The sequence below is a fragment of the Arthrobacter sp. PvP103 genome (genome assembly GCF_017833075.1).
Classification (GTDB): Bacteria; Actinomycetota; Actinomycetes; order Actinomycetales; family Micrococcaceae; genus Arthrobacter.
In genome coordinates, this window is sequence record NZ_JAFIBQ010000001.1 from 2,572,174 (window position 1) to 2,593,616 (window position 21,443).

20 protein-coding genes are annotated in these 21,443 nt (G+C 67.0%); 11 read left to right on the forward strand and 9 right to left on the reverse strand.

The window, feature by feature from the left end; all coding sequences use genetic code 11:
* Positions 1–15 precede the first annotated feature (15 nt).
* Together JOE41_RS11855 and JOE41_RS11860 are read left to right on the forward strand one after the other, a co-directional pair.
* Entirely contained in the window at positions 16–621 is a 606-nt protein-coding gene (locus JOE41_RS11855) for a malonic semialdehyde reductase (RefSeq protein WP_011690000.1), read from the forward strand.
* 236 nt (positions 622–857) lie between these two features.
* Positions 858–1,379, forward strand: a complete 522-nt coding sequence (locus JOE41_RS11860; RefSeq protein ID WP_209752452.1) for a 2'-5' RNA ligase family protein — start codon at positions 858–860, stop codon at positions 1,377–1,379.
* Here the strand turns inward: JOE41_RS11860 and pgm are convergent.
* A complete protein-coding gene (gene pgm / locus JOE41_RS11865; protein ID WP_011690002.1) occupies positions 1,369–3,018 on the reverse strand; it encodes a phosphoglucomutase (alpha-D-glucose-1,6-bisphosphate-dependent) in 1,650 nt (549 codons plus the stop codon). The two genes, JOE41_RS11860 and pgm, sit on opposite strands and share 11 nt — an antisense overlap.
* A gap of 264 nt (positions 3,019–3,282) precedes the next feature.
* Between pgm and JOE41_RS11870 the strand changes: the two genes are divergently transcribed.
* Complete coding sequence (locus JOE41_RS11870; protein ID WP_011690003.1) at positions 3,283–4,098, forward strand: nuclease-related domain-containing protein; 816 nt, start codon at positions 3,283–3,285, stop codon at positions 4,096–4,098.
* Between the two features lie 96 nt (positions 4,099–4,194).
* On the forward strand, positions 4,195–4,686 hold the full coding sequence (locus JOE41_RS11875; RefSeq protein WP_011690004.1) for a DUF4190 domain-containing protein: 492 nt from the start codon (positions 4,195–4,197) through the stop codon (positions 4,684–4,686).
* 39 nt (positions 4,687–4,725) lie between these two features.
* Here the strand turns inward: JOE41_RS11875 and JOE41_RS11880 are convergent, their stop codons facing one another.
* From JOE41_RS11880 to JOE41_RS11890, 3 genes are all read right to left on the reverse strand, one after another.
* A complete protein-coding gene (locus JOE41_RS11880; RefSeq protein WP_209752453.1) occupies positions 4,726–6,195 on the reverse strand; it encodes a peptide MFS transporter in 1,470 nt (489 codons plus the stop codon).
* 71 nt (positions 6,196–6,266) lie between these two features.
* The gene (locus JOE41_RS11885; RefSeq protein ID WP_209752454.1) at positions 6,267–7,679 is read right to left on the reverse strand and encodes an amidase; all 1,413 of its coding nucleotides are present in this window, start codon (positions 7,677–7,679) and stop codon (positions 6,267–6,269) included.
* Complete coding sequence (locus JOE41_RS11890; protein WP_209752455.1) at positions 7,672–8,415, reverse strand: peptidase E; 744 nt, start codon at positions 8,413–8,415, stop codon at positions 7,672–7,674. The genes JOE41_RS11885 and JOE41_RS11890 overlap by 8 nt, the downstream gene beginning before the upstream one ends.
* 112 nt (positions 8,416–8,527) lie before the next feature.
* On the opposite strand from JOE41_RS11890, the gene JOE41_RS11895 reads away from it, so the two are divergent.
* The 3 genes from JOE41_RS11895 (at position 8,528) to JOE41_RS11905 (ending at position 10,223) form a co-directional block, all read left to right on the forward strand.
* Positions 8,528–8,854 (forward strand): rhodanese-like domain-containing protein, encoded by a 327-nt coding sequence (locus JOE41_RS11895; protein WP_011690008.1) that lies wholly within the window; start codon positions 8,528–8,530, stop codon positions 8,852–8,854.
* Positions 8,855–8,937: 83 nt separating this feature from the next.
* Positions 8,938–9,921 carry a prephenate dehydratase gene (pheA, locus tag JOE41_RS11900; protein ID WP_209752456.1) on the forward strand — a complete coding sequence of 328 codons (984 nt, stop codon included), beginning with the start codon at positions 8,938–8,940 and terminating at the stop codon, positions 9,919–9,921.
* 92 nt (positions 9,922–10,013) lie between these two features.
* Positions 10,014–10,223, forward strand: a complete 210-nt coding sequence (locus tag JOE41_RS11905) for a hypothetical protein (protein WP_043429215.1) — start codon at positions 10,014–10,016, stop codon at positions 10,221–10,223.
* A gap of 36 nt (positions 10,224–10,259) precedes the next feature.
* Here the strand turns inward: JOE41_RS11905 and JOE41_RS11910 are convergent, their stop codons facing one another.
* Positions 10,260–11,354 carry a diacylglycerol kinase family protein gene (locus tag JOE41_RS11910; RefSeq protein WP_209752457.1) on the reverse strand — a complete coding sequence of 365 codons (1,095 nt, stop codon included), beginning with the start codon at positions 11,352–11,354 and terminating at the stop codon, positions 10,260–10,262.
* Between the two features lie 89 nt (positions 11,355–11,443).
* Here JOE41_RS11910 and serS point away from each other — a divergent pair, with 89 nt between their 5' ends.
* Together serS and JOE41_RS11920 are read left to right on the forward strand one after the other, a co-directional pair.
* Positions 11,444–12,724: a serine--tRNA ligase gene (gene serS, locus JOE41_RS11915; RefSeq protein ID WP_011690011.1), complete on the forward strand. Its 1,281-nt coding sequence runs from the start codon at positions 11,444–11,446 to the stop codon at positions 12,722–12,724.
* A gap of 123 nt (positions 12,725–12,847) precedes the next feature.
* Positions 12,848–13,711, forward strand: a complete 864-nt coding sequence (locus JOE41_RS11920) for an HAD family hydrolase (protein ID WP_209752458.1) — start codon at positions 12,848–12,850, stop codon at positions 13,709–13,711.
* Between the two features lie 43 nt (positions 13,712–13,754).
* Here JOE41_RS11920 and JOE41_RS11925 read toward each other — a convergent pair whose 3' ends face one another.
* A complete protein-coding gene (locus JOE41_RS11925) occupies positions 13,755–14,354 on the reverse strand; it encodes a hypothetical protein (protein WP_011690013.1) in 600 nt (199 codons plus the stop codon).
* Positions 14,355–14,532: 178 nt separating this feature from the next.
* On the opposite strand from JOE41_RS11925, the gene JOE41_RS11930 reads away from it, so the two are divergent.
* Entirely contained in the window at positions 14,533–16,968 is a 2,436-nt protein-coding gene (locus JOE41_RS11930) for a phosphoketolase (protein ID WP_209752459.1), read from the forward strand.
* Positions 16,969–16,973: 5 nt separating this feature from the next.
* Here the strand turns inward: JOE41_RS11930 and JOE41_RS11935 are convergent, their stop codons facing one another.
* From JOE41_RS11935 to JOE41_RS11945, 3 genes are all read right to left on the reverse strand, one after another.
* Positions 16,974–17,726 carry a DUF429 domain-containing protein gene (locus tag JOE41_RS11935; protein WP_209752460.1) on the reverse strand — a complete coding sequence of 251 codons (753 nt, stop codon included), beginning with the start codon at positions 17,724–17,726 and terminating at the stop codon, positions 16,974–16,976.
* Between the two features lie 3 nt (positions 17,727–17,729).
* Positions 17,730–19,067, reverse strand: a complete 1,338-nt coding sequence (locus JOE41_RS11940) for a carboxylesterase family protein (protein ID WP_209752461.1) — start codon at positions 19,065–19,067, stop codon at positions 17,730–17,732.
* A gap of 163 nt (positions 19,068–19,230) precedes the next feature.
* Positions 19,231–19,719 carry an inorganic diphosphatase gene (locus JOE41_RS11945; RefSeq protein WP_028270315.1) on the reverse strand — a complete coding sequence of 163 codons (489 nt, stop codon included), beginning with the start codon at positions 19,717–19,719 and terminating at the stop codon, positions 19,231–19,233.
* 160 nt (positions 19,720–19,879) lie between these two features.
* On the opposite strand from JOE41_RS11945, the gene dacB reads away from it, so the two are divergent.
* The gene (gene dacB, locus JOE41_RS11950; RefSeq protein WP_374068740.1) at positions 19,880–21,343 is read left to right on the forward strand and encodes a D-alanyl-D-alanine carboxypeptidase/D-alanyl-D-alanine-endopeptidase; all 1,464 of its coding nucleotides are present in this window, start codon (positions 19,880–19,882) and stop codon (positions 21,341–21,343) included.
* The last annotated feature ends 100 nt before the right edge of the window (positions 21,344–21,443 follow it).

Below are 21,443 nucleotides of genomic sequence, written 5' to 3' on the forward strand. Positions count from 1 at the left end.
GCGAAAGGTAGGCAGATGACAATTGCCCATGAAGAAGCAGTGATCGACGCAGCCGCAGTGGACGCGATCTTCGCCGAAGCCCGTACGGCCAACACCTTCACCGGAGAGGTCACGGACGAGCAGGCCCGCGCCATCTACGAGCTGACCAAGTTTGGCCCCACCGCGTTTAACTCCCAGCCGCTGCGCGTCACGTATGTTCGCTCCGACGAGGCCCGCGCACAGCTGGTGGCGGCCCTCTCTTCAGGTAATCGCGCCAAGACGGCGTCCGCCCCGCTTGTGGCCGTACTCAGCTACGACACCGCCTGGCAGGACCAGTGGGACAACTTCCTTCCCGGCTACAACGCGCCCAAGGCCATGTACGACGCCGCACCGGAACTTGCGGCGATCACGGGCAACAACAACGCCCACCTGCAGGCCGGCTACTTCATCCTGGCCGTCCGCTCGCTCGGTTTCGCGGCCGGCCCCATGACAGGCGCCGACTTCTCCGCCATTGACGCGGCGTTCTTCCCCGCCGGGGACCAGAAGAGCTTCCTGGTGGTCAACATCGGCCAGCCCGGTCCCGACGCCTGGGGCGCAGCAAAGCCGAAGTTCGCCTACGAAGATGTGGTCCGCACCGTCTAAGTCCGCACCCGTCCCGGGCGGTCCCGCAACGGCTCAGCAAGCGGCCCGCCGCGCTAAGAGGCCCCGGGCACGATGGGGGACACGCCGGAGGCACTCTGGACAACATTTCTGCGGTTGAGTGCACGGCATGTATCCGGGGCCAGTTCCCATTTTAGTCAAAATCGCCACTCTGGCTACTGTGCCCGCGCTCCCGCGGGGACGGCGCAGGCTGAACGGCGCCGTGGCAAACTGGCCCTATGCGCAACCTGATTCTGGTGGCCTTCACCGAGCCCGTCTCTGACGGGCTCGTCTTTCCCCGCGACGACTGGCCCCTGCATATCACCCTGGTGAGGTTCGACGTCGAGATGCAGGCCGGCGACGCCGGTACCGGCGGCGGCGGGCAGGTCGCCGGCCTCGACGACCGGATTGCCGGCCTTATCGACGAGCCCGTACGGGCTGCCCTCGGTTCGCGGCTCACCATTGGCGAGGATGCCGGCTTCGGCCGGCAGGAGTCCGTCCCGGTCAGCCTCGTCGAGCCCAGCCGGCCCTTGCAGGACCTTCACGAGTCACTCGTGGGAACCGTTATGGGGCTGCCGGGCCGTGTGCCCACGCCGCACCACATCCTGGAAAACTACCGTCCCCATGTGTCCCATCACGGGGACAAGCGCCCTCGACCGGGCGACGTCGTCGTACTGGACCGCGTCGCCCTGGTGGACATGGCGCCGGACGGAAACCATTCCGTCCGGCGCATCCTCCATCTGTGGGAACTTACGAAATAACCCCGTCAACCAGGGCCTTGGCCTCAGCCTGGACCTGCTTGAGGTGATCGGCGCCCTTGAACGACTCTGCGTAGATCTTGTAGACGTCCTCGGTGCCGGACGGGCGGGCGGCGAACCAGGCGTTTTCCGTGACCACCTTCAGGCCGCCGATGGACGCGCCGTTGCCGGGAGCCTCGGTGAGCTTGGCCGTGATCGTTTCACCGGCGAGCTCGGTGGCGGTGACGTCGGACGGGGAAAGCTTGCCGAGCGCCGCTTTCTGTTCGCGCGTTGCTGCGGCGTCGATCCGGGCATAGACGGGATCGCCGAACTGGTCAGTGAGTCCCTTGTAGAGCTGCGAGGGTGACTTGCCGGTGACCGCGGTGATTTCCGAAGCCAGCAGCGCCAGCAGGATGCCGTCCTTGTCGGTGGTCCACACACTGCCGTCCATCTTGTTGAAGGAAGCGCCAGCGGATTCTTCGCCGCCGAACGCGCCCTCGCCGGACAACAGCCCGGGAACAAACCACTTGAAACCCACCGGCACCTCGACGAGCTTGCGGCCAAGGCTTTCGGCCACACGGTCGATGATGGACGACGAGACCAGGGTCTTGCCGATCACGGACTGCGGGTTCCAGCCGGTGCGGTGGCGGTAAAGGTAGTCGATGGCGACGGCGAGGTAGTGGTTCGGGTTCATCAGGCCGCCGTCCGGTGTGACAATCCCGTGGCGGTCAGCGTCGGCGTCGTTGCCGGTGGCGACGTCAAAATTTGCGCCGCTGGACATGCGGTTGATCAGTGAGGCCATTGCCGACGGGGAGGAGCAATCCATCCGGATCTTTTCGTCCCAGTCCAGGGTCATGAAGGCCCACTGCGGGTCAACCGTGGGGTTCACCACGGTGAGGTTCAGGTGGTGGCGCTCGCCGATCTCGCCCCAGTAGTCCACCGAGGCGCCGCCCATGGGGTCGGCGCCGATCCGGACGCCGGCCTCGCGGATGGCGTTGAGGTCCAGGACGGACGGGAGATCGTCCACATAGCTGCTGAGGAAGTCGAACTTGCCGGTGGTCTCAGCCGCCAGCGCATCGGCTACCGGGATGCGCTTGACGCCCCGGAGTCCGTTTTCAAGGAGTTCGTTGGCCCGGTTGGCAATCCAGCCGGTGGCGTCCGTGTCAGCGGGTCCGCCGTGCGGCGGGTTGTACTTGAAGCCGCCGTCTCCGGGCGGGTTGTGGCTGGGAGTGACCACGATACCGTCAGCCTGGGGTGCGCCGGCAGGGGCGTTCCGGTTGTGGGTGAGGATGGCGTGGCTCAGCGACGGCGTGGGCGTGTAGCCGTGACGGGCGTCGATCAGCACGTTCACGCCGTTTGCTGCCAGCACCTCGAGTGCGGAGTTCTGTGCCGGTTCGCTGAGGGCGTGGGTGTCCTTTGCCATGTACAGCGGTCCGGTGATGCCCTGGCCGGCGCGGTATTCCACGATCGCCTGGGTAATGGCCACGATGTGGGGCTCGTTGAACGAAGCCTTCAAGCTGGATCCCCGGTGGCCGGAGGTGCCGAACGCAACGCGCTGGCCCGGATCGCTCAGATCGGGGGAAACATCGTAGTACGCATCCAGGAGCGCAGTGAGGTCAACAAGGTCTTGGGGTTGGGCAACTGTGCCCGCGCGGCTAGCCATGGCACCAGCATGCCAGACGACGGCGGGACGCAACACGCTTTGTCCGGAATCCGGGCCCTATGACGCCGAATTTCATCCGGCATTTACCAATTCATTCCTCTTTGCATTTATTTGGGGGCAGTAATTGGCTGTGAAAAAGCGAGTGGCCGCGCCAAAACTACCTATATACCGGCCATCCCGCGGCTGCTAATTTTCTAAACAAATCACGACGGCGGGCCCTCCGCCGCCGTCAGCGTTGCGGCGAATCCAAGGGGAGGACATTCCATGGCAGCAGGCGAGGGAGCGTCAGAACAGTCACGGTTGGCCGCGGAACGGATTGCACGGCTCAAACGCCAATTGGACCATGCCGAACGCGCGGCCGAAACGTGGGGCGCCGGGGCGGAGGGGGAGCGCCGCACTGCCGGCCGGCTGGGCCGGCTGACCCCGGACGGCTGGTTCATGCTGCACGACGTTCACTGGCCCGGCCGGCCGCTGGCCAACCTCGACCACGTCCTGGTGGGGCCGGGCGGCGTTGTGGTGGTGGATGCCAAGAACTGGTCTGGCACCGTTGAGGTCAGGGACGGCATCCTGAGGCAGAACGGCTACTCGCGGAACCCGGCAGTGGAGGGCGCCCTGGGGCAGGCGGCAGCCGTGGCCGCACTGCTCGGCGCGCCGCACCGGCGCCTGGTCCGCTCCATCATTTGCCTCACCGGCCACCCCGACTTTGCAGAGGTAACAGAATCCGGAATCGAAGTGCTGGGCATCAACCGCGTGGTGGCACGGATTGCGGCGCTCCCGGCGGTGCTTGATCCGCAGACGGTGGTTGGCCTGTATTCGCACCTGGGACAGCAACTCACGCAGCCCCAGGCGCCTGCAGTGCCGGACGTCCGCGGGAACGCGGCCCGCCATCCCGCACCTCGTCCGTACCAGCGCGGGGCTTATCCATCGCCGGTGCCGGCGCGCGTCGGATACCGGTCCGCGGCGAGTCCCCCGCAACTCGGAAACCAAGCCTCCGCGGGCAAGCTGGCAGCCTTTTTGTGGAGCCTGCTGGTCCTGGGGATCGTGGCGTTCTCGCTCTCGGCGCCGCTCTGGAGCCGGTAGTCCGGCTGGCCGGCATATCACGGGTGTATCACGGCAGCGCCCGCCCGGGCGACGCGTTGGTAGGCTGGTTATAGCCACCAAAAAAGGGATTTCCCAATGACGAACCAGCCTGCCCCCGGCGACGAGGGGACGCCCCAGGGCTACCAGCCGCCGTCGTATATTCCACCTCAGGGATCACAGCCCGTGCCGCCTGGTGCCCCTTATGGTGAGCAGCCCGGATTTGGCCAGCAGCCCGGGCCGTACGGCCAGCCGGGGTATGGCCAACCGGAATACGGCCAGCAGCCCGGGCCGTATGGCACCGCCTATGGGCAGCCGTCCTATTACGGGATGCCACCCGAGCCCAAGGGCCTGAGCATCGCCAGCCTGTGTTGCGGCATCGCGGTGTTCCTCGGACTGGGTCTTTTCATCCTGCCGCAGCTTGCCGCAGTGATCCTGGGGCATCTGGCCTTGCTCCGCGAGCCTGCCGGCCGCGGACTCGCCATAGGAGGCCTGGTCCTCGGCTACATCGGCCTGGCGCTGACGGCGATTGTACTGACATTTGCCGTGGCGGCGATCTTCGCGGCGGCCAACGCCGGGTACGGGTACTAGGCGGGTTCAGTCCGACCAGTCCCGCACCCCGGCATCGGGTCAGCGTACGCCGGCCATCAGCTTCTTGATGGCCGGCGAGGCGGCAGCGAGGCCGACGGCCAGCACCATGGCCGTGCCGCCGATACCGGTAAAGTACGGCAGTTCGTCGTCCGGGTTATACAGCCCGGACAGTATGCCGGCCAGGGTGGTGCCGAGCGAAACGGACAGGAAGAACAGGGCCACCATCTGCGTATGGAAGGCCTGGGGTGCCAGTTTGGTGGTGACGGACAGCCCGATGGGGGAGAGGAAAAGCTCCGCCAGGGTGAACAGGAACAGGATGCCCACCAGTGCCAGGAGGGGCGTCTTGCCGCTGCCGGCCAGCGGAATGAAGGCCAGGAAGGCCAGGCCCATCACGAACAGGCCGATGGAGAACTTCAGGGCCGAGCCGGGTTGCTTGTTGCCCATCCGGGTCCACAGGGCCGCCATGACGCCGGCAAAGATGATGATGAACACCGGGTTGATCGACTGCACCCAGGCGGCAGGCATCTCCCAGCCGAAGAGGTTCCGGTCCAGCTTCTCCTCTGAGTACACGGCAATGAACGTGAACTGCTGCTGGAACAGTGCCCAGAACGCCGCGGAGGCGATGTACAGCGGGATGAAGGCCACCACGCGCTTGCGCTCGACGCCCGTCACCTTCCTGCTGGAGAAGATCAGGCCGAAGTAGAGCACGGAAGCGCCGATGGCCGCGTACGCCATGGACATGGCCAGGTTCTCGGCGTTCACGGCGCCGGTGGCCAGGAGAACCGCCACCACGGCGGCGATGCCCAGGAAGATCAGCCCGTATCTGGTGCGTTGGGCCGCAGGGAGCGGGTTGGGCACGTGGTGCGCCGCTTCGGGGAGCTTCCCGCGTCCCATCGCGTAGATGCCCAGGCCAAGGGCCATTCCGACGGCGGCGGCGCCGAAGCCCCAGTGGAACCCCCGGCTTTCCTGCAGCCAGCCGGTAACCAGCGGGCCGATCAGCGCGCCGGCGTTGATGCCCATGTAGAAGATGGAGAAGCCTGCGTCGCGGCGTTCGTCCTTCTCCCCGTACAGGGTGCCCACCAGCGCGGTGGCATTTGCCTTGAGGCCGCCCGAGCCGACGCCCACCAGCACCAGGCCGGCGATGAGTCCGGGAATGCCCGGGACAAGCGCCAAGGCGATGTGGCCCGCCATGATCAGGACGGCCGAGCCGAACAGGACCCGTTCCGAACCGAAGAGCCGGTCGGCCAGCCACGCGCCCAGAATGGTGGAGAGATAGACTCCGCCGCCGTAGGCGCCCACCAGGCCGGCGGCCAGGCCCTGCTCGATTTCGAGGCCGCCCTGCGCGGCCGTGAAGTACATGTAATAGAGGAGGATGCCCTGCATCACGTAGAAGGAGAAACGCTCCCACATTTCTACGGAGAAGAGGCTGGCCAGCATCTTTGGGTGGCCAAAAAATGACGTATCGCCCTGCGTTGTAGCGGGGCGGTCGGATAAATGAGTTGTGCTCATTTACTTAAGGGTGGCACCCGGCCGCGCGATTGTCACATTGCCGCTGGCAGGAAAGCAAGGCGGACACGCCGTCAGAACCCGATCTGCGCCGCCACCTGCAGCAGTACCTTCTCGGATCCCGCCGGCCCCACCAGCTGGATGCCCATGGGCAGTCCGGCGCCGGGTAAGCCCCCCGTCCAGTGCACGGGAATGCTGATGGCGGGCAGGCCGCACACGTTGACCATGCTGGACCACGGGGCGTACTCACATTGCTTCCGGTAGTCGCCGTCCGCGTCGCCGGCCCATTCCGAGACGGGCCAGTAACCGTCACCGTGTGAGGCCCCCGTGAACCAGCCGACGGGGCGGGGGGTTTGGGCGAGTGCCGGCATCAGCATGAGGTCCCACTGCGCGTACTGGGCTACGGTGTCCCGTTCAAACTGCCGCAGGAAGCCCAGGGCTTCGTTGAGTTTTGACGCGCTCCGCTGCTGTGCGCGCCGCCGGAACGTGCGCGTCAGCGGGGTCAGGAGTGCTTCGCGTTGCGGCGCAATCCGGGCGCTCCCGACGCCGGCGGTCCACGCCGTGGTGAACGCATCCGGGTAGCGGTTGTCATACCGGACGGCCGCTTCGGCGGTGGAGTGGCCGGCCGCTTCCAGCAAGCGGACGCCTTCGTTGAGCGCATCCATGGATTCCGCAGCGGGCGTAAACGGAAAAATAGCCTGCCACGGGCTGTCCAGGCTCACGCCAATCCGCAGCGGGCCCGGCGGCCGGGACACAGACGCAAGGTATCCGTCGGCTTCGGGCTCGGCCACCAGCGCGTCCAGCATCAGGGCGGCATCCCCGGCCGACCGGGCCAGCGGGCCTGCCACCACCAGCCGGGCCGGATCGCCGGTGCTTTCACCGGCCGGGACGAGCCCGCGCCCCGGTTTCAGACCCACCAGGCCGCAGGCCGCCGCAGGGATCCTCACTGAGCCGCCGCCGTCGGACCCCGGAGCGAACGGAACCAGGCCGGCGGCCACCGCGGCGGCGCTTCCGCCCGAGGATCCGCCCGAGCTGCGGCTCAGCGCGTGCGGATTGCGCGACGGCGGTGCGATCAGGTTTTCGCTGTAGGCGGTCAGTCCGAACTCCGGAACCTGGGTCTTGCCCAGCGAGATGGCACCGGCGCCCCTCAACACCGCCGCCAACGCGCCGTCCACGGACGCAGGTTTGTGCTCCAGGGCCGCGCTCCCGTGGGTGGTCACCACACCGGCCACATCCGTCAGGTCCTTGAAGGCCACCGGCATGCCGTGGAGCAGCGGAAGCTGCCCGGCTGATCGGGCGTAGCGTGCGTCCGCATCCGCGGCATCGGCCAGGGCCTGTTCCCCGGTCACGGTGATGAAAGCGCCGAGGCCTGGATTCAGGGCTTCGATCCGGGCGAGGAAATGCTCCGTTACCTCCCGGGCGGAGAGCCCGCCCGAGTGCAGGGCGTCACGGAGCCCGACCGCTGATAATTCGTGGATGTCAGCCAAGGAAACGGGCCTCCAGCCGCTCTTCGGCGGCGGTCGCGGCGCCGCCACCTTGGATATGGCGGGTGACGCGGTAGGCTGCCTTGCCCCGCACTTCGGTGACCGCCTCCGCCAAGTGAGTGCCGAAATAGACCAGCCCCGCGCCGTCGTCCGTGCAGTGGGTTTCGCCCAGCGTGCCGTCGGCCACCAGCCGGTGCACCAGCGGGCGGCGCTGGACCTCCGAGTCGTAGTGCACTCCGTTGGCATACGGCAGGAATCCCAGGCCGTTGGTCACCGGTCGCAGCTGCGGGCCGTACGAATCGGTGGTGCCGCCCTGGAACCAGCAGATGGACCCTGCCGAGACGCCGGCGAGGACCACGCCTGCTTCCCACACGCGCCGCAGGATTCCGTCGAGACCGTGCGCCCGCCAGACTGCCAGGAGGTTCACCACCGAACCGCCGTTGACCCACACCACGTCCTGTTCCAGGAGGTGCGCTTCCGGGTCGTCGATGCTGGGCATGGTGAAGAGATTGAGGTGGCTGAAATCGAAGCCGGCTATTTTGGCGGCCTGGTCCAGTTCCGCGTTGAAAGAGCGCTGGTCACCCGCCGCAGTGCCGATGTGCGTCACGCGCGGGGCCCGCCCGGTGACGCCGGAAAGTTCGACGGCGTGGTGCAGCAGGGCGTCAAACTCCAGCCGTGAGCGCCGGCCGGCCTTATATCCGCCGGACGTGGCCAGGATGGTTGGCTGTTGGGCTGCCATCGACGATTCTCCTTTGCGGTCCATTGAAGCGTAACGTGCCCCGGATTCGGCGTGCCCGCCTCCCGCGGAGGCTACGCTGGAGGCAGACCTGCATTCTCCGGAGAGGACTTCCATGAGCGACTTCGAAACCGTGACCGTGACCGACGTTCCCGCCGACGCCAGAATCCTTGACGTGCGGGAGGACTACGAGTGGTCGGCCGGACACGCCGAAGGTGCCCTGCACATTCCATTGGACCAGCTGCCGGCCCGGCTCGGCGAGCTGGACCCGGACGAGGACGTATATGTCATCTGCCGCACCGGCGGCCGTTCCTTCCGGGCGGCCAAGTGGCTTGTTGGGCAAGGCTATTCCGCTTTCAACGTGGCCGGCGGAATGGACCAATGGCTCGAGTCGGGCCTGCCGCTGGTGTCGGACAACGGCCTCAAACCCGTCATCCTCTAGCACGCGCTCCGGAACGCGCGGCGCCAGCATTTCCCCATAGGCCGCCCACGGGGCGGCCTTGACATGATCACGAAGGACAGTCCATGCCCGCCCAACCCGTCACCTACACTTTCCTCGGTCCGGAGGGAACCTTCACGGAGGCTGCGCTGATGCAGGTGCCAGGCGCAGGCGAGGCTGTCCGCATCCCCTCCTCCAACGTGAACACGGCGCTGGACAAGGTCCGTGACGGCTCCGCCGACGCCGCCATGGTGCCCATCGAGAATTCCGTGGAGGGCGGCGTGACGGCAACCCTGGATGCCATCGCGTCCGGTGCGGAACTGAGGATCGTCCGCGAGGCACTGGTGCCCATCAGCTTTGTCCTGGTTGCCCGCCCCGGCGTGGAAATCGAGGATATTCGCCGGATCTCCACCCACGGCCACGCCTGGGCGCAGTGCCGGCTCTGGGTGGAAGCGAACATGCCTGATGTGGAATACATTCCTGCCTCCTCCACGGCGGCCGGGGCCATGGGGCTGCTGGACGAGGGCGGCGTCCACTACGACGCCGCCATCTGCGCCCCGATTGTGGCCACTGAGCAGCCCGGACTGCATGTGCTGGCGGAGAACATTGGGGACAACCCCGGTGCCGTCACGAGGTTTGTCCTGGTCAGCCGGCCCGGGGCGCTGCCCCACCGCACCGGTGCGGACAAGACCACCGTCGTGGTTCCGCTGCCGGAGGACCGGCCGGGTGCGCTGATGGAGATCCTGGACCAGTTCGCCACCCGCGGCGTGAACCTAAGCCGCATCGAATCGCGGCCCACCGGGCAGTACCTTGGCCACTATTTCTTCAGCATCGACGCCGACGGCCACGTGGAGGACGCGCGTGTGGCCGATGCCCTGGCGGGGTTGCACCGGATCAGCCCGGCCACCCGCTTCCTGGGGTCCTACCCGCGGGCGGATGCGCAGAGCCCGGACGTGGCCCAGCACACCTCTGACGAAGCATTCCAGGCTGCACATGAATGGGTGGCGGGGATACTCAAAGGGGCATCGATCGAGCCTGTTCATGCCCCGCAAGGTTCGCCCACAGCTTAGGCAAATGCCCTTCCGGGTACTTCCCCGCCTGCACCGCAGTGCGTATGCTTGCCTGATCCATTGGGGAAGGCCTCTACCGGAAGGAGCGGGTCATGTCAGGATCCAGCAGCGATAACGACGGCCAGGGAATGATAGTCAATCCCAAGCCGACTGCCGATAACCAGGACTGGGACGGAGACGACGCAGACAGGGCGGATCGCCTGCGCTTCGAAGAGGAGCAAGCCATGATCCGTGAGCAGTCCGAAGCCCGTGCCGCGGCAAAGGCCGCAGCGGAGGCCGAAGAGAAGAAGGCCAGCGCCTAGGTCCCGGTCTCCGCAGGTGGCCTCCCTCCCGGATGCCTAATGCGGGGCCGACGCTTCCCTTGCGGGCGTTTCGCCGCCCTTGCGTTCCGGAACCCGGACCAGCAGGGACCGCGGCTCCACCTGAACCGTAACGTCGGTCGCCTCGCCGCACGGGTCGCCGTCGACCTGGGTGGCCACCGGCTCGGCGCACTTGATGACGATCTTGCCGGAACGGTAATAGCTCATCACCGGCAGGTTCCCCTTGTGCTTGAACATGACCTTTGTGTACATCGCGATCCACCCGATGGCGCTGCGGGGGCTCATCACCACCACGTCCAGCATTCCGTCGTCGATCATTGCCTGCGGAATGAAGTCGATGCCGCCCGGAATGAGGCCGCAGTTGGCGAACAGCACACTGCGGATCTTCCGGGACTGTTCCGGCTGGTCGTCCAGGGCGATGGACACCTTCTTGCGCCGCCCCGGCAGATGCCGGACTCCTGCCTCCGTGTAGGCGAGCCAGCCCACCGCCTTTTTCAGCCCGTCGTTGGTGTCTCCGACGACTTCGGCATCCATGCCCATGCCGGCAATCACCAGGAATGCGTGCTCTGACGAGGCACCCGTCCGGGAGTTCCTGATACCCATGCGGGCCGTGTCGATGTGCCGCTGGTGCCCAAAGAGCGCTGTCTGGATGCTGCCGTGGAGGTCGTTGACGTCCAGGTGGATGTTCCTGGCCAGCAGGTTTCCCGTGCCCAGCGGAACCAGGCCCAGGGGCACGTTCGTGCGGGCGAGCTTCTCAGCCACTACACGCACGGTGCCGTCCCCGCCGCCCACCAGGACGACGTCGGCCCCGCTTGCGACTGCCGCCTCGGCTTGCGCGTACCCGGGGTCCTCGGCAGTTGTATCGAAGAAGAGGGGGGCTTCCCAGCCGGCGGACAGGCAGGCGCGCTGGATGAGTGCACGGGCTTCCGACGATTTCGCCTTGACCGGGTTCATGACCACGGCCACCTTCTGCTGCGCCATGCCCGGATGGTGCGTGTCCTCCTGGACGGCGCTGCGCGTATGCAGCGCCTTCAGCCGCCGCACGCCCCACCAGCTGGAGACCGCGAAAGCCAGGGCCGCAGCAAGGATGAGGTAGAGCAGCCAATCGTTCATGGTGCTCCAACACTATCCCGCGCAGAGGTCCGCCCCGGCGTGCGCACGGCCCACCGCGTCATGGCGGGCGGATTCGATACTCTTGTCTGGTGATCGACGTAAAAGACCTCAGCGAAAATCCGGACAAGTTCCGTGCCAGCCAGCGCGCCCGCGGCGCCGACGAGTCCGTGGTGGATGCGATCATCTCGGCAGACGCGGCACGGCGTGCGGCTTTGATCCGCTTCGAAAACCTCCGCGCCGAGCAGAATGCGTTCGGCAAGAAGGTGGCACAGGCAAAGGGCGAGGAAAAGCAGGCCCTGCTGGCGGAGGTCAAAGTCCTGGCCGCCTCGGTCAAGGCCGCATCGGCTGAAGCCGACGTTGCCCAGGCGCAGCAGGAGGAACTGCTCCGCGCCATACCCAACCTGATTGTGGACGGCGTGCCGGAGGGCGGCGAGGACGACTACATCGTGGTCAAGACCGTCGGCGAACCCCGCGAATTCCCCGATTTCGAGCCGAAGGACCACCTGGAAATCGGCGAGCTCATCGGCGCCATCGACATGGAGCGCGGCGCCAAGGTGTCCGGTTCACGCTTCTACTTCCTCCGCGGCGTGGGCGCCCGGCTGGAGATGGCACTCCTGCAGATGGCCATGGAACAGGCCATCGACGCTGGCTTCATCCCTATGATCACCCCCACGCTGGTCCGTCCGGAAACGATGCAGGGCACCGGATTCGACGTCAAGCACGACGCCGAGATCTACCGCCTCGCCGAAGACGACTTGTATCTGGTGGGCACCTCGGAGGTGGCCTTGGCCGGTTACCACGCGGACGAGATCCTGGACCTCTCTGCAGGCCCCATCCGCTACGCCGGCCAGAGCTCCTGCTACCGGCGCGAAGCAGGGTCGCATGGTAAGGACACCCGCGGCATCATCCGGGTCCACCAGTTCAACAAGGTGGAAATGTTCATCTACACCACGGTGGAAGAGGCCGCCGCCGAGCATGAGCGCCTGCTTGCGTGGGAAGAGGAGATGCTGGCCAAGTGCGAGCTCCCCTACCGGGTAATCGACACCGCAGCGGGCGACCTCGGCAACTCGGCGGCCCGCAAGTTCGACTGCGAAGCCTGGGTGCCCACGCAGGGCGCCTACCGCGAACTGACTTCGACCTCTAACTGCACCACGTTCCAGGCGCGCCGCCTGAACATCCGTGAGCGCGTGCTCAACGAGGACGGCGCACCGAAGGGGACCCGGGCCGTCGCCACCCTGAACGGCACGCTGGCCACCACGCGGTGGATCGTGGCCATCCTCGAACACCACCAGAACGAGGACGGCTCGGTGAACGTCCCGAGGGCACTCCAGAAGTACCTCGGCGGCCTGGAAGTACTGCCGGTACTGTAGTTCCCGGATTTTCCCTAGGTAAACACCCACAGTGTGGACAAACTGTGGGTGTTTACCACAAGTTCACAGTGGCTGTGGCGTGCGTCCTAGCGGGTGTCCCGGGGCGTCTGCTGTACTAGGTGAATGACAACATTGACTGAAACCTCAGTCGCTGGCAACGACGACCAGCGAAACAACGGCAAGAACGACCCCGCCCAGAAGCTCATGGTGGCCCTGGACGTCGACGGCACCCTGGTCAACCATGACGGCCATATGTCGGCTCCCGTCCGTGATGCGGCCCAGGCGGTCGTGGCCGCCGGCCACGAAGTCCTGATTGCCACCGGCCGGTCCCTGAATGCCACCTTGCCCATCATCGAGCAGATCGGCATCGACACGGGCTACGCGGTGTGCTGCAACGGCGGCGTGACGCTCCGGCTCGATCCGGCCCACCCCGACGGCTACGAAGTCATCCGCAAGGCCACGTTCGATCCGGGCCCGGCGCTCCGTGCCCTCCGCAAGCGGCTTCCCATGGCCAAGTACGCGCTGGAGGACGAACACGGGAACTTCCTTTCCACCGAGCGCTTCCAGGACGCCAGCTTTGGCGTGGAGGCAATCGGCGTGGACTTCCAGACCATGCTGGATGCCACCGCTGTGCGCGTTGTGGTGTTCAGTTCAGAGAACACATCCGAAGAATTCAACGAGGCGATCAAGCACATCGGCCTGTCCGGTGTCACCTATTCCGTTGGCTGGACCGCCTGGCTGGACATCGCGGCCGAAGGCGTGACCAAGGCCAGCGCCCTGGAGCACCTGCGCGGACACCTGAGCATCGAGTCGCACCTCACGGTGGCGATCGGTGACGGCCGCAACGACATCGAGATGCTTACGTGGGCCGGCCGCGGCGTCGCCATGGGGCAGGCCCCCGACGAAGTGCTTGCCGCTGCAGACGAGGTCACCATGTCGGTCCACGACGACGGCGCCGCTCACGTTCTCCGCAGCCTGCTTTCCTAAGTCACTGCTTCCGGGGCGCCGGCCAAACGCGGGCAGCACCGGCTCAGCGGACCTCGAGGATCAGCTGGAGCAGCCGGGCCGCTGCCGGGCGGGCTGCGTGTTCCTCGTTCCACTGGGCCCTGGCCACGGCCTTGCTGACGGCCTGGGTGGTGATGCCAAGCTCGTGGGCAACAGCTTTCTGCTGGCCCCGGACTCCGGGTGTCAGCAGGTCCAGGACGCGCCACTCTGCTGCGCTGCGGTCATGCACAATGTGGCCGAGGAGCTTCAGGACGGCCTCAGCTTCCGCGGCGAGATCGGCGAACGGACCGTCAACGGCAACGGGGACGCGTTCTTTGCCGTTCCGCAGGCGGTCCACGGCGCGGCGGGCATAGATCAGGCCATGCCCGGTGGCGTCCTTGATCTGGTTGGGCAGCGGCTCATTCACCGGCCCGACGCCGATCCCCACGAACCAGCTGCCGCAGCGCAGGGCGATCAGGGCCGCCTCCACCGCTTGCTGCGGGAACTCAACGATGCCCTGGACCTCGTCCTCCACTGAGCGGTCGAAGTCAAGGCGCGCCGGTATGTGCCGCAGGTCCTTGAGCAACTGCGGTACCCGGTCACCGTCGCGCCGGCTGTCCGTTTGGTTGATGGTCAGCGTGAACATTGTGGATCACAGAATACCCGGTGACCGTCCCCCCGGTGACGGGAACAGTGGTGAAGCGGAAAGTTGCCGCGATGGGCCGGACGACCCGCCCCGCCCGGAGGTTGTGCCGGAGCCGGGAAGGTGTTGCGATGGGGGAGGACGCTGCCGACGGCGGCATTGACGGAATCGGAGGACCGCCATGGCCAACGCCCTCGGTGGGGACACAGTCAGTGACACCACAACGAATGACGTGAGGACAGAGGTAGACAGCAGCGACCTGGGGCTCGTGCACCGCTGGTGGCGGGCGGCCAACTACCTGTCCGTGGGCCAGATCTACCTCCGCTCCAACCCGCTGCTGCGCGAACCCCTCCGCGCGGAGGACACCAAGTCCAGGCTCCTGGGCCACTGGGGCACCACCCCCGGGCTCAACTTCGTCTACGCCCACCTCAACCGGGTCATCCGGCGGGACCGGCAGGAGATGTTGTTCATCGCCGGGCCCGGCCACGGCGGTCCCGCGGTAGTGGCCAATGCTTGGCTGGAGGGCACCTACTCGGAGATCTACAGCAACGTGGGCAACGATGAAGCGGGGCTTGCGGAGCTGTTCCGGCAGTTCTCCTACCCGGGCGGCATCCCCAGCCACGCGGCTCCCGAGACTCCGGGCTCCATTAGCGAGGGCGGTGAACTCGGGTATTCCCTGGCGCACGCCTACGGGTCCGTCTTCGACAATCCCAAGCTGATTACCGCCGTCGTGATCGGTGACGGCGAGGCCGAAACCGGGCCGCTGGCGGCCAGCTGGCACTCGCACAACTTCCTGGACCCCGTGGCTGACGGTGCCGTGTTGCCCATCCTGCACCTGAACGGCTACAAGATCGCCAATCCCACGGTCCTGGCCCGGATGCCGGAGGCCCAGCTCGAACAGCTGCTCCGCGGCTACGGCCACACACCCCATTTCGTCACCGTGGAGGACCCGGACGATTTCGAGGGGGCCCACCGCGACTTCGCCGCGGCCGTGGACACCTGCCTCGCCGAAATCCGCGCCATCCAGGCCGAGCGCCGCGCCGCCGGGACTCCGTCGGCAGACGAGGCAGGGGCCGCCCAATGGCCGATGATCGTACTGCGTTCACCTAAGGGCTGGACCGGCCCCAAGCAGGTGGACGGCAAACAGGTGGAAGGCACCTGGCGGAGCCACCAGGTGCCGCTGTCCGAGGTCCGCACCAACCCGGAGCACCTGGCGCAGCTGGCACAATGGCTCCAGTCCTACCGGCCCGAGGAACTCTTCGACGACGGCGGACGTCTGCGGCCCGACGTCGCGCAAAACGCTCCGGCGGGGGAATTGCGAATGAGTGCCACACCGTACGCCAACGGCGGCATCCTGCTGCGCGACCTCAAGCTGCCGGACTACCGCAAGCACGCCGTCGAGGTGCCCCGGCCGGGCGTTGAGCGGGTCAGCGCCATGCTCACCCTGGGCGGCTGGATGCGGGACGTTATTGTCCAAAACCCTGAGACTTTCCGGCTTTTCGGCCCCGACGAGACGGCGTCCAACCGCCTGCAGGACGTCTACGACGTCACGGACAAAGTGTGGCAGTACCGGATCGACGACGCCGATGAACACCTTGCGCGCGCCGGCCGCGTGATGGAGGTGCTCAGCGAGCACCTGTGCCAGGGCTGGCTGGAAGGCTACCTGCTGACCGGCCGGCACGGAGTGTTCAGCTGCTACGAGGCCTTCATCCACATTGTCGACTCGATGTTCAACCAGCACGCCAAGTGGCTCAAGGTCCACCGGGAGCTCGCCTGGCGCCAGCCGGTCGCATCGCTGAACTACGTCCTGTCCTCCCACGTCTGGCAGCAGGACCACAACGGCTTCTCGCACCAGGATCCGGGCTTCATCGACCACGCAGTGAACAAAAAGGCCGAGGTCATCCGTGTGTACCTGCCGCCGGACGCCAACACGCTGCTGTCCGTCATGGAGCATTGCCTGGCGTCCCGGGACTACGTCAATATCGTTGTAAGCGGCAAGCAGCCCTCACCCACCTGGCTGGGGCCGGCCGACGCCGCTCACCACTGCCAGCGGGGACTGGGCATCTGGGAGTTCGCCGGCTCGGAGGTGCCGGGGGAGGAGCCGGACGTGGTCCTCGCCTGCGCCGGAGACGTACCCACGGTGGAAACCGTGGCGGCGGCCGAACTGCTCAAGAACGGTGCGCCGGGGCTGAAGATCAGGGTGGTCAACGTAGTGGATCTGATGCGGCTCCAGGACGCCAGCGAACACCCCCACGGGCTGACGTCACGCGATTTTGACGGCATCTTCACTGCGGACAAGCCCGTCATCTTCGCTTATCACGGCTACCCGTCCCTGATCCACCGGCTGGCGTACCGGCGGACCAACCAGGAAGGCCTGCACGTCCGGGGATACAAGGAAGAGGGCACCACCACGACGGCGTTCGACATGGCCATGCTCAACGGGATCGACCGCTTCCAGCTGGCCATCGACGCGATCGACCGGGTTCCCGGCCTGGCGGAGCGGCACTCCCTGCTGCGCCAGTCGCTGCAGGACAGCCGCATCCGGGCGCACAACCACACACGCAGCCACGGCGAAGACCAGGCCGAGATCAGCGACTGGACGCTCGGCGGCGGGTGATCCGGCTACCCGGTGAGGGCTGCGAGCGGGCCTGACGGCACATGGATCCAGCCCTCGGTGAGCGCGGCAGCAGCGTGGTCCACGGGCGGCATTAAGGTCTGGCCGAGGCTGACCGCACGGGCTGTGAGGGCGGCGATGACGGCGTCGAACATGTCGTCCGAGGCCGCGAGGGCCTTAGGATGTCCGGCCAGGTCCAGCCAGGGCGCGGCTTGGGCCAGGCTGTCCAGGATCAGGGCCAGCCGCTCCGCTTCCGGGGTGCCGCGCCCTTTGTAGCCGCGGGCGTGGATTCCCCAGAGTTTCAGCGAAGCCGCCGGGTAGACCTCCGCCAGCCTGCCCGACCCGTCCCTGGCCTGCGGCCCGTAGTCCCGGGCGATCTTGGCCTGGATGACCGCGCAGCGCATGGCGGGGTGGGCCAGCCGGTCCGCGGAGACGCTGAGCGGGATCAGCCCGGTGGCGCCGGTGACGAACCGGTCGGTGTCCCGGTAGGCCAGCAGCCGGCGGCCCTCGATGCCGTCGTGGTCCAGCACCGGGCGGGCGTCGGAGTTCAGGTGCCCGGCGATGAAGGGCAGGAAGGCGTCCGGCCAGCCCACGGGGCAGTCGATGCCCGTCATGTCAGTGCTGTCGAACAGCTCCACGATGTCCTCGTCAGTGACGTCCAGGGACAAATGGATCAGCCTTGCACCGCCATGCGTCCAGTCAAGGACTGCCGCCGCGGTCTTCCTGGTGGCCGCCGCGAGGTCCACGCCCAAGGTCTTCACGGGCTAAACCGGGCGGTAGCGGAGTGCGCCGGGGAGTTCCCCGCCGTTCCCGAGGCCTTCCCCGGAAGCGAACCGGGCCCAGACGGCGCGGAGGGCACGGCCCTGGGCGTTGATCTCGTCCCAGGAGGCGCCCGCGACGAGGCCGGCGCCCGCCCACGTCTGCTGGTCGCCGAACAGCAGCGGCAGGTCAACAGTGTGGGCGGCCCCGAAGAAGTTGCCGGGCGCGGCCCACGTAAGCACGTAGCTGTACGCTTTTCCTCCCGCCCGGGCGTGCCGCCGGGCGAACTTCCTGGCGGACCGGCCGTACACGGCTTCGGTCACGGCCCGGCTGATTGCGTCTACGACGGCGGTCCCGACGACCGGAACCCTGGCGAGACGGCTGGCGACGGGGTTGCCAGGCAGGAACATGCGCGCCTCGTCGGCGGTATGGCCGATCAGGACCTCGATTCCAGGGGCGGCTGCGTTCCACGCGGCTTCAATCTCGTGTTCCGGGGGCAGGGGTGCGTGTCCGTACTGCGTGCCGAAGGGCATTGCAGCCTTCAGCCCGAACTTCCGGGCCACCTGCGAAACACGCCCTTCAATGGCAACCACGTCCATCGCCGGGGTGTCTTCGGTGACATGTTCCGCGGCGACGCCCATGGCAGCGCTCATTTTTTCCCGGCCCCGGGTAATGCCCAGGGGTGCGCTCTGGATGATGGCGCGCTGGAACAGTGATGGTGCTTCCGGGGTCGCCATCAAATGGGCGACGGCGTCGCCGCCTGCTGACTGGCCGAAGGCGGTGACGCGTTCCGGATCGCCGCCGAAGGCGCCGATGTTGCGCTGCACCCAGCGGAACGCCTCCAGTTGGTCCAGCAGGCCAAGGTTGGCTGGGCGTCCCGTGCCGGTCGCGAGGTACCCGAACAGGCCCAGGCGATACGTCACGGACACAACGATGACCCGGTTCTCGGCAACCAGGGCCTTGGGGTCGAAGATGGCCAGATCCCCGGAGCCGGAGGTATAGGACCCGCCATGGAGCCACACCATGACAGGGACGCGCTCGCCGTCTGCGAGGTCCGCCGGAATGGTGATCGACAGGCGCTGGCAGTCCTCGCTACCGGGAAGCTCACCGTAGCGGGTTCCCAGGATGTCATCCAGGAACGGCACCGGACCCTGCGGGCACGCCGGCGAAAGCGAGGTGGCTGCACGAACCTCGGTCCAGTCGGGTGCACTTGCCGGCGGCTGGAAACGGCCCGCCGTGGCGTAGGGAATTCCCGTGGCGCGCACGACGTCGCCGTCCCGCCAGCCGGTGACCGGCCCGCAGGGAGGACTGAAGCACGGAGGACTAACGGCGGGGGCATTCATAGGGCAACGATTTCACGGATTCCTGGCACACCCCTGAAAACGACGACGGCGGGCGCCGGGTTCCCGTGAACCCTCCAGCGCGCGAACAGACACTTAAGGCCCCGGAATCCGCAGATTCCAGGGCCTCAAGTGTCCGTTCGCGCCAGTGTGCGACGGGGTGTTGCTAGTGCGCTGCCGGAACGTAGCGCTTGATGGAGGCTTCCAGCTCGGCTTCGGCAGCGGCGCGGTCGCCCCAGCCTTCGGCCTTGACCCACTTACCCGGCTCCAGGTCCTTGTAGCGGGTGAAGAAGTGTTCGATTTCCTTGATCAGGTATTCGCTCACGTCGCTGACCTCTTTGATGTGGTCAAAGCGGGCGTCGGTGGGAACGCAGAGAACCTTGGCATCCCCGCCGCCGTCGTCGGTCATGTTGAACACGCCGATGGGGCGGGCTTCAACAATGACGCCCGGGTGAAGATCGAAGTCCTGCAGGAGCACCAGTGCGTCCAGCGGGTCGCCGTCTTCGCCGAGGGTGTTCTCGAAGAAGCCGTAGTGGGTGGGGTACTGCATGGAGGTGAACAGGACGCGGTCCAGGCGGACGCGGCCGGTCTCGTGATCGACTTCGTACTTGACGCGTGATCCCTTGGGGATCTCGATGGTCACGTCATGCTTCATGGAATGCTCCTCGACTTCAGGGGTGTTCGCGGCACACGGAAATACCAGCAAAAGGAGTGTCGGTGCCGCCGACTACTATTGAGGATATAGCGATAGGCCCAGGTTTCATGAACTAGTGGGGACATTTCAGGACTAAAGGACCAGCAGCAGCATGAAACGCATGATGAGCCGCGCGGCCACGCATCCCTGGTTTGAGAACATCAGGCGGCAGCTGCCGCTGGCGCTGCTGACCATCCTGATCGTGGCCCTCGCCGTCCCGGCGGCCATGCTCGTCGCCCCCGCTTTGACGGGCCAGTTGCCAAACCCGGAAAGCACTGCGTCCGCGGTTCCCGCCTGGCAGCAGGTCCCGCGGGACCTTTCCCTTCCGCAAGGCATTTCACCCCTCAAGGACTCGGCCCCCGTCCCGTGGCCGGACACGCTCGCCGCGCAGCTCAACGCCACCCTGAAGACCGACGGCAGCGGGTCATTCGCCGGCGTGGTGCAGGACGCCGCCACCGGCCAGGTGTTGTTTGACCGGGACGGCTCGAACGGCAGGGTGCCTGCCTCCAACATGAAGCTTCTGACAGCCGCTGCCGCCCTGCGGGCCGTTGGCCCGGACCAGCGTTTCAGCACCACTGTGGTTGCCGGCGCCGAGGCGGGATCGGTTGTGCTGACCGGCGGCGGCGACGTCCTGCTGGGTGCCGGGGAGTCCTCCCGTGACGCCGTGATGGGGCACGCCGGGCTGGCCACGCTTGCCCGGCTCACGGTCAAGTCTCTGCAGGAAAACGGCGTCAAGGGTCCGGTGCAGGTCCGGCTGGACGACTCCTTATTTACCGGTCCCGCCCTGAACCCGACGTGGAGCCCGGACGATGTGGCCGCAGGGGAGACCGCGCCCCTGTTCCCGCTGGCCCTCAACTCGGCCAGGTACGATCCCGCGGTTACCACCGGACCGCGCCCGCAGGACGCAGCCATGAGCGCGGCGGAGGCGTTCTCCGCCCAGCTCACAGCGGCAGGTGCCGCCGCCGGGTTGTCCGTCGCTCCCGGCGTCGAGCGCGCCAAAGCCCCGGAAACCGGCAAGGTGCTGGCCGAAGTCCAGTCCGCCACGCTCCGCCAGCAGGTGGACCTGATGCTGCAGACCTCGGACAACTACCTGGCGGAGGTGCTGGGCCGCCTGGCGGCCCTGGCCACCGGACAACCCGGCAGCAATGACGGCGCCACGTCCACTGTGTACAAGCAGGTGCAGGACCTGGGAATCCCCACGGACGGCCTCCGCGTGGCCGACGTCTCCGGCCTGTCACTGGGAAACCAGGTATCGGCCGGCCAGCTGTCGGAGATCGTCAGGGCCATCACCTCCGGAACCGAGCCCAGCCTGCGGGCAGCCATCGGCGGCTTTCCGGTGGCAGGCCTGACCGGAACGCTGGGCAGCAGGTACACCGATGCGTCCACGGAGGGCGGTGCGGGGCTGGTGCGGGCAAAGACCGGAACCCTGAATTCCGTGATTGCCCTCAGCGGCTATGTTGTGGACGCCGACGGACGCCTCCTGGTGTTCTCCTTTATAGGGAACGGCCTGGAGCCCGGCGCTGCGGGAAACAGGACGGCGCTGGACCGCACGGCGTCAGCCTTGGCGTCCTGCGGCTGCCGCTAGCGGGCGGCCCCCGCCGGAGCAGTGCCGCCCGCAACGCCCGCCCGTCCGGCACGCGGCCGGTTCGCCGGTCAGCGAACTTAAGGCGCAACCTCGGGGTGCT

What these genes read in the sequence shown, in the direction of transcription:
- JOE41_RS11890 (WP_209752455.1), bottom strand. Translation starts at nt 8,415, where the DNA reads ATGGCAGCCCAACAGCCAACCATCCTGGCCACGTCCGGCGGATATAAG.
- pheA (WP_209752456.1), top strand. Translation starts at nt 8,938, where the DNA reads ATGCCCGCCCAACCCGTCACCTACACTTTCCTCGGTCCGGAGGGAACC.
- pgm (WP_011690002.1), bottom strand. Translation starts at nt 3,018, where the DNA reads ATGGCTAGCCGCGCGGGCACAGTTGCCCAACCCCAAGACCTTGTTGAC.
- JOE41_RS11920 (WP_209752458.1), top strand. Translation starts at nt 12,848, where the DNA reads ATGACAACATTGACTGAAACCTCAGTCGCTGGCAACGACGACCAGCGA.
- JOE41_RS11940 (WP_209752461.1), bottom strand. Translation starts at nt 19,067, where the DNA reads ATGAATGCCCCCGCCGTTAGTCCTCCGTGCTTCAGTCCTCCCTGCGGG.
- JOE41_RS11870 (WP_011690003.1), top strand. Translation starts at nt 3,283, where the DNA reads ATGGCAGCAGGCGAGGGAGCGTCAGAACAGTCACGGTTGGCCGCGGAA.
- dacB (WP_374068740.1), top strand. Translation starts at nt 19,880, where the DNA reads ATGATGAGCCGCGCGGCCACGCATCCCTGGTTTGAGAACATCAGGCGG.
- JOE41_RS11855 (WP_011690000.1), top strand. Translation starts at nt 16, where the DNA reads ATGACAATTGCCCATGAAGAAGCAGTGATCGACGCAGCCGCAGTGGAC.
- JOE41_RS11945 (WP_028270315.1), bottom strand. Translation starts at nt 19,719, where the DNA reads ATGAAGCATGACGTGACCATCGAGATCCCCAAGGGATCACGCGTCAAG.
- JOE41_RS11905 (WP_043429215.1), top strand. Translation starts at nt 10,014, where the DNA reads ATGTCAGGATCCAGCAGCGATAACGACGGCCAGGGAATGATAGTCAAT.
- JOE41_RS11925 (WP_011690013.1), bottom strand. Translation starts at nt 14,354, where the DNA reads ATGTTCACGCTGACCATCAACCAAACGGACAGCCGGCGCGACGGTGAC.
- JOE41_RS11860 (WP_209752452.1), top strand. Translation starts at nt 858, where the DNA reads ATGCGCAACCTGATTCTGGTGGCCTTCACCGAGCCCGTCTCTGACGGG.
- JOE41_RS11875 (WP_011690004.1), top strand. Translation starts at nt 4,195, where the DNA reads ATGACGAACCAGCCTGCCCCCGGCGACGAGGGGACGCCCCAGGGCTAC.
- JOE41_RS11910 (WP_209752457.1), bottom strand. Translation starts at nt 11,354, where the DNA reads ATGAACGATTGGCTGCTCTACCTCATCCTTGCTGCGGCCCTGGCTTTC.
- JOE41_RS11930 (WP_209752459.1), top strand. Translation starts at nt 14,533, where the DNA reads ATGGCCAACGCCCTCGGTGGGGACACAGTCAGTGACACCACAACGAAT.
- JOE41_RS11895 (WP_011690008.1), top strand. Translation starts at nt 8,528, where the DNA reads ATGAGCGACTTCGAAACCGTGACCGTGACCGACGTTCCCGCCGACGCC.
- JOE41_RS11880 (WP_209752453.1), bottom strand. Translation starts at nt 6,195, where the DNA reads ATGAGCACAACTCATTTATCCGACCGCCCCGCTACAACGCAGGGCGAT.